Origin of the sequence: Paenibacillus sp. FSL R7-269 (assembly GCF_000517865.1) — a bacterium.
In the GTDB taxonomy this organism is placed as follows: Bacteria; Bacillota; Bacilli; order Paenibacillales; family Paenibacillaceae; genus Paenibacillus_AQ.
Genome location: NZ_ASPS01000046.1, coordinates 18,863 through 31,912, shown reverse-complemented (window position 1 = coordinate 31,912; position 13,050 = coordinate 18,863). Strand labels below are relative to the sequence as shown.

Below are 13,050 nucleotides of genomic sequence, written 5' to 3'. Positions count from 1 at the left end.
GGGAAGTTCCAATGCGTATTTTCAGTCACGGGAGGTTCTTAAGCAAGCCGCTTCGCCGGAGCCGCAGCTTGGAATATGGAGGTAATCCTATGAACAGTTCTGCGGGAAAAGGATCAGCCGGATATATATTCAGATGTCTTCGTTCAGCGGAGGGTTCGGTATCGGTCTTTCTTATTTTGGTGCTGGCGTTTGTATTTCTTTTTAATGCTGTGCTGATCGATTACGCACGGATTGCGGCGGTGAATGTGCAGGAGGAACGTCTGGCGAGAGCCGCTATACGCTCAGTAATGTCGGCATATGACATTGAGCTGCGCGAGAACTACGGCTTGTTCGCCTTCGGCGGCGGGGACGGTAATCAGCTGCTATCAAAGGTGCTCAATGATAATCTGTACGAGAGCGGACGGGGGGATGCTTTTAACCTGCTGCCCGTGATGGTGGATTCCTCTTCGCTGGACTGGAGCCGCCCGCTGGGCACCTATGAGGTCTTCCGGCGGCAGATTATAGAAGAGATGAAATACAAAGCGCCGGTTGATTTTGCCCTGGAGCTGGCAGGCAAGCTTAAGCCGTTATCGGCGGCGATGACGGAGGCTTCACGGACAACAGAGATACTGGGTGACTTGCAGCCCTTATATGATCAGCGTGAGGAAGCGCTGGATCTTATGCTGAAGAAGCGCAAGGAAGCTGCTGACAGTGCACAGAACCTGCAGGAGCTTCTGATGAATCCTCCGGGTGACAGTATTCCGGCGCGTTCGCTTGCATCCTTGGCCGCAATCTCCGATATCCCGGCGATGTACGGGGATTATGTCAATAAATATTATGACGATTATTACCGTCCCCCCAAGACATGGCCAAAGTACACGGCAGTGCTATCGCAGTATCAGTATCAGATTGGTGAAATAACAGGCAAGATACCGGCAGTGCTAGCTGACTTCCAGGAGAAAAACAGCCGTCTGCTGGATGAAGCAGAGGCTGCACTTGAGCAGGTGAATGCGCTGAACCTTCAGATGAAGAGTGTAATTGATCAGGCAGATGCGGATACCAGTGCTGCGGGGGATGATCCTGCCCGCAACTGGGACATTCCGGACACGGCCGGAGAGCTCAGCTCAGAGCCCCTGAAGAAGCTGAGAGCACAGGTGGAGGGACTTATCCTTCCTCCGGCTGAGCTTAGCGGGATGGGCAATAACATCGGTATACAGCGAGGTACTGCGCTTCCCTTGGAGCCGCCAGTCTCCGGCTTGCCGGCTACATTAAGTACAGCATCCGGGTTGTATGCCGACTATTCTCTTATGAGTGCAGGTGTTCTTAATGCTTCCCGGGCAGTTCGCGGCTATATAAGCAGTTACGGGCAACACGGTACTGTCATAACGCAGGAAGCGGAACAGATTGAGAGCCGCCGCACTGCTGATAGCCAGCGTAAGCAGATAGAAGGGCAGGCGAAGAAGAAGCTTGGCGATGCCATGAAGCTGCTGGATCAGATCCGCGCGCTGGGAAGCAGCGCACATGAAGCGATGGAGCAGTACGGTAGTCTGCGTCAATACTACCAGCAGAATGTGGCCTTTAACGAAGGTCTGGAGCAGGAGCCGGGGGCTGCTGTGAATACTGGTGATCAATACGCTGCGGGCAAGTCGTCCATGAAAGATATGGATGGGATATATGCTGCTATGGGCAGTGTGCTGGCAGGAGCCAGAGACCGGCTGTACCAGACGGAGTACTCTGCGATGTATTTCCGGCATTTCGATCTGTCTGCGCTAACCTCGCTGGCCTCCGGGTCTGCTGAAGGGTTCGGTGAGCAGCTGGGAGAGCAACTGAAGCCGCAGGCGCAAGAGCTGGAATATATTTTGTACGGATTCTATAATCCTGCAGGCAATGTGGCCGCCGCTTATGGCGAGATCTTTGCTCTGCGGCTGGCTGTGCGGACGATGGAAGGCCTGATTGAGAAAGCCGGTATGGGGAATCCGCTTGTCGTCCTGGCCGCCGCACTGCTGTACGGTATTGAGCAGGCTATCCAGGATATGATACAGCTCTGTACCAAGGGGGAGATTCCCTTATCCAAATACATGACCGCACAGCTCAGCTATCGTGATTATCTTCGGCTGTTCCTCCTGCTGCATGGGGGAGGGGAAGAACAGTTGTCCCGGATGCTTGCGCTGATCCGCCTGAATACCGGTATCAATCCGGTAGAGAAATATACATATGCCTCTGCCCGAATCACGATGGGCATGCAGCTTTGGTTTCTGCCGGGTGTAGTGAAGCTGGTGAATTACAGTGCCGGACTGCCAGGAGATGTGCGGGGCAAAGTGTATTTCAGACAAGCAGGGGCTGACTTTTCTTACTAAAGGGGGACGGTAGAATGAAGCGGTGGCTGAGGAAATCGCTGAACCCTAAGGATGAAGGCAGCATGGTTGTGGAGGCGGCACTGATTCTGCCTGTGTTCCTGTTATTTGTCCTGTTCCTCATCTTCATTATCCAAATGACCTTGTATTCGACAGCGCTGCAGAGTACGGCTTCTGATACTGTCAAAATAATCTCAACCCATATGTATCCCGCAGCGCTGGCAATGCAGCAGCAGGAGGGGGAAGGTGGTGGCGGGGGAGTTGAAACCGAAGAAGCAGGTGAGGGAGAGCACTCAGATGATGCGGACTCCTCCAGCATCTGGAGCATTCCACGGCTGTCGGTAACGGAGTGGAGTGAGGACTACGTGGAGAAGCTTCCGCAGCCGATGGAATCCTGGGTCAAGGCTGTGGTCCGGGAGGGAGAAGGGCCTCTGCAGAAGGTGCAGGCGGGAGCATCCGAGGCCGTGCTGGATCAGGTGCTTAAGCCGATGCTGCGGCCGTATCTGTCCTCAGACCTGCTTGAATATAGCAAGATTCATGTATCCAATGTCACTGTACCCGATCTGAGAAAAGGGACGCATCCGTATTTCGGTATGGTAGTCAGCTATGAGCTGCCAATGAGAATTCCGTTCTTGAATGAAAAAATCGTGCTGGAGGCCAGCGCAGTTGAACGCTTATGGGTCGGAAACACCGATTCTTCCGGGGAAGGAAATCCGGCTGAGCCTGCTGAGGAGACCGGGACCATTATGATCCTGGAGAAGCCGAATCCGGGAGTAGCGAATCACCAGGGCATCATCAAGGTGAAGGTACCTCCCGGGGCATCAGCCAATCTATCGATCTTTTACAAGAGCGGCCAGAGTACTGCCAAGTATCTGGGCTGGAAGCAGGCGGATGAGCACGGGTACATCGAATGGGAATGGAAGATTGGCGTGAATACTACGCCGGGTACCTGGCCCTTCGTGGTTAGTCTGGCTGATGGATCTACGCTTCAGGCGACTTTTACAGTAGTCAAAAAATAAAAGAATAGAGAAAAGAGGAGCACGGATGACGGAATGGGCGTTATGGGGCTGCCTGCCGTTCCTGACAGCAGCATTATTCACAGATATACGCTGGATGAGAATTCCTAACTGGATTACACTGCCTGCGCTGATTAGCGGACTGCTCCTGCAGTTGATTATCAATGGCTGGCAGGGATTGCTGTTTTCACTTTGCGGCAGCGGAGCAGGCTTCCTGCTCCTGCTGATTATGTATTTTATCGGGGCGGTGGGGGCTGGTGATGTGAAGCTCTTTGCGGCTATCGGTGCTTGGACAGGAGTGCTTTTCTCGCTTCAGGTCATGGTCTATTCGGTGCTCTTGGGGGCAGGCGTAGGCTGGATCATCATTCTCTACAGGAGGGAGACAGGACGCAGGCTGCGCAGCGTGATTAGCAGAACAGCCGGGTTCCTGCTGCTTCGCAATATGAGTCTGGCCAAGGGCCGGGAGGGAGAACTGCTCCGGTTTCCTTTTATGCTGGCCGTATTCCCGGGCTTTATCTGTGCTTATATTTATTTCTGACTTGGAGCTTATCGATTACAGCTTAGGAGGTGAAGAGACTTGTTTGGACTAGAACGTGACTTCATCCAGCAGGATGGAATAACGATGCTGCTGGGCAGATCCGGGGGGCTGAGCGCAGGAGAGCTGAATATGGTGCAGGCCCGGATGCTGATGACCAGCGGGATACCACATCATTTACGGCTGCTGCTTAGAGAAATAGATCTGCAGGTCACACTGGAATACACGGTGGCAAGACGTAAAATGCTTGGAGCTCTGCTTAAAAGCGGGAAGCTGAGCATGACGGAATTCTTCGGGCTGATGCTGCAGATCGCTGCCGGGATGGAGGAGGGGCAGCTGTATATGCTGCGTACGGAGCAGTATGCGCTCCATGAGGATTTTATCTTTATCGAAGGTCCGCTCAGCAGCGGCAAGGTCTTCCTGACCTATATTCCGCTGGAACTCACAGATCCCGCACCGAAGCCGGGAGAAGCCTTGAAATCGCTGATTATGGTCTTCATGGGAGCCATCCGGGAGTTATCGGGTAACGGGCTTCAACGGCTGCTGCAATATTGCGGGGAAGAAGTCTTTAGTCCGGCTGGGCTGAAGGAGCTGCTCGCAGAAATGCTGACGGAGGGTACACCCCATAAGGGCCATGTTGAAGAAACGGAGCCTGCACGTCTAAGTTCTATGGCTGGCACAGGCACTTCTGGTGCCGTGTCAGGAACGAGGATAGACTGGGCGCAGCCTCCGGATCGCAGGCTCGAGGAACCGGGAAGGGAGAGGTCCGCGGCCGCAGCGTTCTCCCATGTACATGGAGATAAGGAGTCGCAGCCTTCCGGTTCGATGCTTAATCCTACGCCTTGGGTGAGCAGTACGCCTCAGCTGAAGCGGCAGGATGGATTATCAGGGGCTCAGACAGCAAACGGTACAACAATGAGACCTGTTCCGGCTGAGGACAAGCAAAGTTCTTACAGGACTTATATATTGCTGGGGGCATTATTGGGTGATGCTTTACTATGGAAGTTTCTCTATCTGAATGCCCCCCGGGCACTGTGGCTGGCAGTTTGTGCTGCGGTGACTCTGATACTTGCAGCTGCATGCTGGCTGGTGTGGAGTGGAAGGCTGGCTTGGGGCGAAGCAGAGGAAGAGAGGGATGCTCTGGAGGAGAGGCCGGAGGATGATAACAGTACAGCCCGGAACCGTAAGCTGAGAAGCGATCTGGAGTGGGATTTCAGCAGGAATCCGGTAGATCAGCACCGTTCTCCGGTACCGGTCTACACTCCTCAGAACCAGGAAGCAAATGCGGGGCAGAGCGGATTCACAGCCGCACCGGCTGGCAGACAACGGGCTCCGGCGGGAATGACCGCCAGTAGTCCGCAGAAGAAGGAAGCGGCGATGGCTACAGCGCTGCTGACCCGGGAACCCGTTCAGTCTACAGAGAGCAGGCTTCCCCAGGCCGGAAGGACAGTGCCTTATCTGGAAAGAAGTGACCCGGATGACGGGGGAGCTCCCGAGAGAATTGAGCTGAACCGGCCCAGCTTCATTATTGGACGCTCCTCTGAAGTGGCTCAGTACATTGAGAAATCGGAAGGGGCTTCACGGGTCCATGCTGAAATCTCCAGAGCCTCAGGAAGTTACATTCTGAAGGATCTGGATTCCAGGAATGGAACGCTGCTTGGAGGCGAAGCTATGGTTCCCTACAAAGAATATCCGCTGACCGAAGGCAGCGTGTTCACCATTGTTAAGGGTACCTACACCTTTCGCACAGCGTAGCAGAGATAGATGGGGCAGATGGAATGGTGCGTTTGCAGTAGCCTACTGGTTTTTCAGTTGCTCCAGTGCAGGCTGTAACGTGGGATAGTTGAAGGTGAAGCCGTGGTTTATTGCTTTGGAAGGAAGCACACGCTGGCCTTCCAGCAGAATCTCTGACAGCTCGCCTACAGCGGTTTTCAGCAGAAACGCCGGAAGGGGGAACCAATGCGGGCGATGGTAGACTTTGCCGATCATCCGTCCGAACTGTTCATTAGTGACCGGCTGTGGGGCTGTGGCATTAACGGGACCCTCGATCTCAGGCTGAAGAATGCAGAATTCGATCAGGCGCACAATGTCTGTAAGGTGAATCCAGGACATCCACTGCTTACCGGTGCCGATTTTGCCGCCGAAGCCAAGCGAATAAGGCAGCTTCATTTTGGGGAAAGCACCGCTCTCATTGCCAAGCACTACCCCAGTGCGCAGCTTGATCAGCCGGATACCGGCATAGGCTTCATCTGCAGCCTCCTCCCAGGTCTTGACCACCTCGGAAGGAAAATCGACAACCCGGGTCCCGGAAGCTTCGGTATAGGTATCCTGCACGGATGTACCATAAATGGCGATTGCTGAGGACTGGATGATCACGCTTGGCTTATGCTGGAGTGAATTCAGCAGCTTTCCTGCAGCGACAACGGTTTCAAGACGCGATTCCATAATCGCCTGTTTCCCCTTAGGGGTCCAGCGCTGACTTAGCGAAGCTCCTGCAAGATTAATCATTGCATCTGCGCCTTCTGCAGCTTCAGGATTGGATGCCAGGCTGTCCCAGGTGAGATAGCTAAGTCCCGGATGTTCCAGCTTGTTCCTGGGGTTCTTGCGGCCGACACTGATGATCTGATGTCCGCTGTGCAGCCAATATTCGGTAAGCTCGCTGCCGATGAATCCGCTGCCTCCGCAAATGATATATTTCATAGGGCTAGCTCCTTAATATGCTTTATTTGACCAGATGCTTGTAAGGCGCGTAGTCGATGCCGTTCTTCTCCAGGAAGGTGATCAGGAACTTGTTGTCACGCCGGGGCGTGGCAATAATGTACCCTTGGATACAGTGCTCACGGGTAACCTCCGTTGCATGGCTCTCTACAGCCAGCTTGCCGATCTCAGCAGCGATAGAGTGCTTGGCAATGTCGCGGAACGGGCTGGGCACCGGCTGTACAAGCTGGTCCAGAAAAGACTTCATCTCGTCGCTCCACAGCGGACGGCTGCGTTCCACCCAGTAGTTCTGCCAGTCCAGCTTAGACTTGCCGTCAGCCTTGGGCAGCACCTTCAAAAATTTGCGGAACATAAAATAGCCGCCGATGCACATGCTGCCCAGCAGTAAAAAGGTCCAAAATGCGATGGAGTTCATAAACCAGTTGCTTGGAGACGTAGACAATAAGCTTGAGGGTAAATGGAAATGCATGAATACACCGCCTTTGACAATGATGATTGTCACTTTCCTTTTGCTCCTCTTGAGTATAGCGCATTTCCTTAAGTTTGCGAAGCGGAAGCGGGCTTCCGGGGCTTGCCTAGATTTATTCTTCCGATCACGGTAGAATAAGGGTTAATTCGTGAAGGAAAGAGGGAAATAGGCATGCTGAAAATAGGTTCACATGTGTCCTGCGCGGACAAGGGTCTCCTGAGCGCGGCCAATGAAGCAAATGAGTACGGATCTACCTCGTTTATGATATATACGGGAGCGCCGCAAAATACGCGCCGGAAGCCGATTGAGGCGATGTTCCCCGAGGAAGGCAAGCAGAAGATGCGGGAGAATGGTGTCGGAGAGATTGTGGTTCATGCTCCTTACATTATTAATCTGGGCTCCTACAAGGAGAATACCTACCAGCTGGCAGTAGATTTCCTGCAGGAGGAGATCCGCCGGACCCATGCGCTTGAGGTCAAGCATATTGTCCTGCATCCGGGTGCATTTACTGATAAGGATGCTGATTATGGCATTCAGCGTATTGCAGACGGCCTGAATGAGGTGCTGGGCGGTACGAATGAGACTGATGTGCATATCGCACTGGAGACGATGGCTGGTAAAGGCACAGAGATCGGCCGCACCTTCGAGGAGCTCGCCTCTATTATAGATAAGGTCGAATTTAATCAGCGGCTATCGATCTGTCTTGACACCTGTCATATTCATGATGCAGGATACGATATCGTGAACGATCTGGATGGGGTGCTGAAGAAATTCGATGATACGATCGGCCTGGAGCGCCTCGGCGTGATCCATCTTAATGACAGCAAGAACCCGCGCGGAGCGGGCAAAGACCGTCATACACCGATTGGCTCCGGCTACCTGGGGTTCGAGACGATTAACAATGTAGTCCGGCATGAAGCACTCGCAGGTCTGCCGTTTATTCTGGAGACACCCTGGATCGGCAAGGATGCCAAGAAGCTCCGTCCCATGTATGAAGTAGAAATCGCCCTGCTGCGCGGTAATGTCGCTGAGCGCTTCGGTGCGGAATTCCTGCAGGAGCTGGAAGAGCTGCATACCTTTTTTGCCAAGCAGGAGCTGGATTCCCGCCGTTATGTGCTGGATGTGTGGGAACTGCTGAAGAATGACGCCAAGGCCAAAAAAGCAGACCCCCGTGAACCGCTGGAACGTCTCTATGATCAAGTCATAGCTGCCGGATTGTTCCCTCAGCTTAGTGAGGAAGCCGTTAATCACCGGCTGATCGCCTGGCTTGCAGGCAAACAGCTGCTCGTGAAGGCATAGACCCGCATAGATAACGCAAGCAGATGAGAGGATGAACGGAGAACTATGGAATTACATGTGAAGAGAGAGCATTCAACAGGCAGACCTTATCCCGACCGGGCACGTATGCTCATATCTTGTCCTGACGGACCGGGGATTGTAGCGGCGGTATCACATTTCTTGTATCAACACGGGGCGAACATCGTGCAGTCGGACCAATATACGATGGACCCGGACGGTGGAATGTTCTTCATGAGAGTAGAATTTGACCTGCCTAAGCTGGATGAGCGGCTGGAGGAGGTACGTACTATCTTCGGCGGTGTTGCCGAGCGCTTCAAGATGAACTGGCAGATCTTCAAGGTAAGCCATAAGAAGCGGCTGGCGATCTTTGTCTCCAAGGAGGACCATTGTCTGGTGGAGCTGCTCTGGCAGTGGCAGGCGGGCGACCTGGATGCAGATATCGCGCTTGTGGTTAGCAACCACACCGATATGCAGGCTTATGTCGAATCCTTCGGCATTCCGTTCCATCATATTCCGGTTACCGCAGAGACGAAGGCTGAAGCTGAAGCGCGTCAACTGGAGGTTATCGGTGAGGATATCGATGTGATTATACTGGCCCGGTACATGCAGATTATCTCCCCTTCATTCATCGAGCATTACCGGCACCGGATCATCAATATCCATCATTCATTCCTGCCCGCCTTCGTCGGCGGTAAGCCTTACGCCCAGGCCTATCAGCGCGGAGTCAAGATCATCGGGGCAACTGCCCATTACGTGACCGAGGAGCTGGACGGCGGGCCAATTATCGAGCAGGACGTGCAGCGGGTTAGCCACAGCGATGATGTGAATGAGCTGAAGCGCATTGGACGTACCATTGAGCGGGTGGTTCTGGCCCGTGCTGTCAAATGGCATATTGAGGATAGAATTCTCGTGCATCACAACAAAACAGTAGTATTTAATTAATCAGCAGAGTCTTGCAGTCAACGTGACAACCACTCCGGTAAAAGTCAGCAACCCTGCGTAACGCAGGGGATATAGAACATCGTTCTGGCCTGGCTTTTACCGGCATTCATCTTCAGCGGGAGCTTCCCGCAGCCTCAGGCTTCACTACCTCACAAGGATAATCTAATACACTTCTCAACCACTAAGGTAAAAAAGCATTTTGCCGGCATTTTGGACATAAGCGCCAAGATGTATTTTGCTATGTGCAGAAATCACATTCAAAGGGGGTAAAGGGCTTGTCAACAAAGCGCGGACGTCTATTAAAACGCAATTATTTCTTCGCTGGACTCATCCTGCTCATCGGCTTCGGCGGACTGCTCGGCTATGATCTGTACTTCAAGCCTTATGTACTGTCACAGACCGTTGTCAAAATCAAGGTGGATGGCGGGGGCTTCCTGCCGAAGAATCATGAGCTGACAGAAGAGAATCTCTACCTGGATTCCGTACAGACCAAAGACATCCCGGCAGGGGTCGTCCGTAGTCTGGAGCAGGTGGAGCAGAAGATTACGAATGTCAATCTGACGGATGGCAGCATTCTGACCGAGTCGCTGGTGGATGTAAGCGAGCTGGAGCCACAGCAGGACGAGGGGATTTTTCCGATTCCCAAAGACGCCATCTATGCCATCAACGGTTCTCTCCGCAGCAGGGATAAGGTAGATATCTATCTGGTCGAAGGAGACTCACCCGCAAAAGAAAGCAGGGGATACAGTCCGGCTGCTGCTGCACCTGTAACTACTCCCGGAGGGGGAAAGGCCGCAGACTCTTCTTCCCTGCTGGAAGCAGAGATTCCGCCAGAAATCCCTGCGCGCAAAGTATTTTTAAGCGGAGTGACTGTAAACTATGTCCGTACGGAAGATAACAACGATGTACTCGACTCGGAGAACGGCAACAACAATAACCGCTTTACTTCCACCGGGAAGGTGGCGGCCCCGGAGCTGAAGCTGAAGAAGAGCGATGGTGAGCTACTGGGAGCTTATCTCGAACAGGGCAAGAAGCTATGGATTGTTCGGGTGGAGTAGAAAAGTGGACAGAAGGGAGGAGGAATGAGCTTGAGAATATTCAGTCTGGGTATAGATCAGCTGACCATCAACGAGATTAAGCTGGCAGGCTTCACCGTTATAGCACAAAGTGTGCTGCCAGAGCCTGAGCATGCCGGAGGGCATCTATTAATGGTAACTAGCGAGCAGGTGCCGGCAGTGGAATTAAGAGAGCTGAGAGGGAGGTATCCGGACTCTTCGATTTTGTACATCTATCTGCAAAAAGGGGTGCGGGGTTACCAGGCTATACATATGCAGTGTGAGAGTCTGGGCATATTTTTCATGCCCCCGCGCTCAACCTCAGCGGCAATCATCGATAAGCTGCGCTATATGCTCGAAGATGAGCATAAGGAGAGCGGTAATGTGGTAGGCTTCTTCGGCTCGGGGCCAGGTATTGGCTGCACGAGTATTGCCAAACTGTTCGCCAGGAGGATTGCCGCTTCAGGGCTGCGGGTGATTATGCTGGGTCTCGACCTGTACGATCCGGGCTATGACCGGAAGACGGCGGTTAGTCTGGACAGGCTGCGGCCGCGGATTACCGGTAAAATGCTGCATGATGAGGATTTCAGCACGCTGGTGAAGCAGGAGGGCTATGCCTATCTGCCCGGAAACTTCGATTATCTAAGCGCCCAGGATTATCAGGAGGAGGAGATCGAATACCTGCTGGCTAGAGCAAGTGAAAGCGCTGATGTGGTAATTGCGGATTTCGGGTCGATCCCCGAGAGCGCCGCGTGGTATGTGGGGATGCAGAAGTCGGTGCTGCGCATGATCGTTACACACCCGCGGCATGAACACAGGCTGCAGCCTCTAATGGAGCTGGCCGGACATATGGACCTGCATCCGCAGGACTTCCAGTGGATTATCAACCGCAGCAATGTCGAGGAGTTAACGTCACCGAAGAGCCTGGCTCTGCGTTTTGGCAGCGAGCTTCTGCTGGAGCTACCGTATTATCCATCTTTTCCAGAGAGCCTGCCGATGGGCAAAAAAGAGCTTCAGCAAGTGGACGATAAGGTCCACGCATTGCTTGTATCACTGGGCCTCGCCCAGGAAACCCGTAAGAAGGGGATATTCCAATGATGAACAACAAGGATGAAAGCTTGCCGTTGCTACAGAAGCGGGTGTTGTCCGGATGGGCTCCGCTGGACCCTGAACAGGGCAGGCGGCAGGAGCAGCGGGATGAGAGTTTACGGGCGGTGTCTGGACTCGCGGACGGAACGCAGAGCAGACGGCTATTTTCACTGAAGCAGAGTGTACTGCGAACCAGCAAACCTGGCAAAGAAGACTTCTACAGCTTCCTGCACACCATGAAAAGTGAAATGAACGCCGGGCTGGAGCGTGAGGATGACGGGTATTTCGAACTGAATGCGAAGGCGCTGGTTGGTGATCCGCAGGCGGTCAGCTTTTTCATGAACGAGATTGAGAAATATCTGCGCCGGACCCCGTTTACCGGAAAAGTGCCGGAGGCTTACCGCACAGCCGCTGAAGCGCTGTTTCATGAATGGAAGGGCTTCGGCCCCGCCTACCGCTGGTTCACAGACCGGGCCTACAGCGAATCTACAGGACTGCAGATGATCGGGAGGCAGATTTTTTATAACCATCAGGGGAGGTTTGTGGCGTATCCCTATGAGATGCCTTCGCTCGACCGGGTGGAGCAGCTTAAGCGTTCTCTCCTCAAAAGCGATCCGGGCAAGAAGCTGAACAAGGATAATCCTTCCGTTGAATTCAAAATGGATGATCCCCTCTGGCCCGGCCGGTTCATCCGTCTAGCCATCTGGGTCTCGCCACGGGTCTGGGAGGGCTTCACTACCATCTCGCTGCGGCGGCAGGTCGTTGAATTTCTGGATCTGGATGATCAGGCCGGCACAGAATGCATTCCTGCGGAAGCGATTGATCTGATTCGTGCGCTTACCGGGACGTTTCGCAACACAATTATCGCGGGGGCCGTAGGCTCGGGTAAAACCACTTTTGCCAACACGATTGTCGGCGAGCAGCTGCTTGGCTCCTCTTCCTGCATGGGCGTCGTGATGATCGAGAAGCATCCGGAGTCGATTTTACCTTATCAGATCAAAGGCCACCGGATCATTCCCATTCAGGCGTCTAATGAAGAATTGATGGAGGTCGGAGTAGAGTCGCTGCGGCATGACCCGAACATTCTCTACATGACGGAGATGCGTTATAACGAGTGGGAATTCTATCTGTGGAGCGGCGAGAAGGGCTATGACGGCATTACGGGCACCTTTCATACCGTAGATTCAGAGGATATTCCCTATCAGGGGGCGTTTGCTGTATCTACACGGATCGGCGGCAGCCTGAAGGGGCATTTAATCTCAGCGCTGAAATCCTGTGAGCTGGTGTTTATTCTGGAGAGTGTCCCGGATGGCAAGAAGCGGCTCACGCGGATCTCCGAGGTCTTTTATGAAGAGGCTAGTAATTCAGTCTTCGCCAACGATCTGATGCGCTGGGAACCAGAGCAGGCAGGCTGGACCTATAATGACAAGCTAACCCAAGCGCTGATTGTGAAGATGAAGAAGAAGAATGCCAGAGCGGCCCGGATGCTGCTGCAGGAGCTTGGACATCTCGCTGCACAGAAACCGATGATTGACCCGCTGAAGGAAAGTCTGAAGTCCAAAATCGTTCTGAACGAATGAGAGGAGGGAGTGCC

Annotated in this window: 11 protein-coding genes; 9 read left to right on the top strand and 2 right to left on the bottom strand. The window is 53.5% G+C overall.

Annotation, left to right across the window (positions count from 1 at the left end):
- Positions 1-89: 89 nt before the first annotated feature.
- From C162_RS20070 to C162_RS20055, 4 genes are read left to right on the top strand one after another with little or no spacing between them, the layout of a single operon-like run.
- The gene (locus C162_RS20070; RefSeq protein WP_051493760.1) at positions 90-2,336 is read left to right on the top strand and encodes a hypothetical protein; all 2,247 of its coding nucleotides are present in this window, start codon (positions 90-92) and stop codon (positions 2,334-2,336) included.
- Between the two features lie 14 nt (positions 2,337-2,350).
- A complete protein-coding gene (locus tag C162_RS20065) occupies positions 2,351-3,352 on the top strand; it encodes a TadE/TadG family type IV pilus assembly protein (RefSeq protein WP_036696950.1) in 1,002 nt (333 codons plus the stop codon).
- Between the two features lie 25 nt (positions 3,353-3,377).
- A complete protein-coding gene (locus C162_RS20060; protein ID WP_036696947.1) occupies positions 3,378-3,887 on the top strand; it encodes an A24 family peptidase in 510 nt (169 codons plus the stop codon).
- 39 nt (positions 3,888-3,926) lie between these two features.
- Entirely contained in the window at positions 3,927-5,639 is a 1,713-nt protein-coding gene (locus C162_RS20055) for a DUF6382 domain-containing protein (protein ID WP_036696944.1), read from the top strand.
- 42 nt (positions 5,640-5,681) lie between these two features.
- Here the strand turns inward: C162_RS20055 and C162_RS20050 are convergent, their stop codons facing one another.
- Positions 5,682-6,584 carry a TIGR01777 family oxidoreductase gene (locus tag C162_RS20050; protein ID WP_036696943.1) on the bottom strand — a complete coding sequence of 301 codons (903 nt, stop codon included), beginning with the start codon at positions 6,582-6,584 and terminating at the stop codon, positions 5,682-5,684.
- A gap of 22 nt (positions 6,585-6,606) precedes the next feature.
- Positions 6,607-7,071 (bottom strand): DUF2621 family protein, encoded by a 465-nt coding sequence (locus C162_RS20045; RefSeq protein WP_036697093.1) that lies wholly within the window; start codon positions 7,069-7,071, stop codon positions 6,607-6,609.
- Positions 7,072-7,242: 171 nt separating this feature from the next.
- Here C162_RS20045 and C162_RS20040 point away from each other — a divergent pair, with 171 nt between their 5' ends.
- The 5 genes from C162_RS20040 (at position 7,243) to C162_RS20020 (ending at position 13,036) form a co-directional block, all read left to right on the top strand.
- Positions 7,243-8,370 carry a deoxyribonuclease IV gene (locus C162_RS20040; RefSeq protein WP_036696942.1) on the top strand — a complete coding sequence of 376 codons (1,128 nt, stop codon included), beginning with the start codon at positions 7,243-7,245 and terminating at the stop codon, positions 8,368-8,370.
- A gap of 45 nt (positions 8,371-8,415) precedes the next feature.
- Positions 8,416-9,312, top strand: coding sequence for a formyltetrahydrofolate deformylase (gene purU / locus C162_RS20035; RefSeq protein ID WP_036696941.1), 897 nt, complete (start codon positions 8,416-8,418; stop codon positions 9,310-9,312).
- 275 nt (positions 9,313-9,587) lie between these two features.
- Positions 9,588-10,370 (top strand): SAF domain-containing protein, encoded by a 783-nt coding sequence (locus C162_RS20030; protein ID WP_036696939.1) that lies wholly within the window; start codon positions 9,588-9,590, stop codon positions 10,368-10,370.
- Between the two features lie 30 nt (positions 10,371-10,400).
- Positions 10,401-11,465, top strand: a complete 1,065-nt coding sequence (locus C162_RS20025; RefSeq protein ID WP_036696938.1) for a hypothetical protein — start codon at positions 10,401-10,403, stop codon at positions 11,463-11,465.
- On the top strand, positions 11,462-13,036 hold the full coding sequence (locus tag C162_RS20020; RefSeq protein ID WP_036696937.1) for an ATPase, T2SS/T4P/T4SS family: 1,575 nt from the start codon (positions 11,462-11,464) through the stop codon (positions 13,034-13,036). The genes C162_RS20025 and C162_RS20020 overlap by 4 nt, the downstream gene beginning before the upstream one ends.
- Positions 13,037-13,050: the final 14 nt, after the last annotated feature.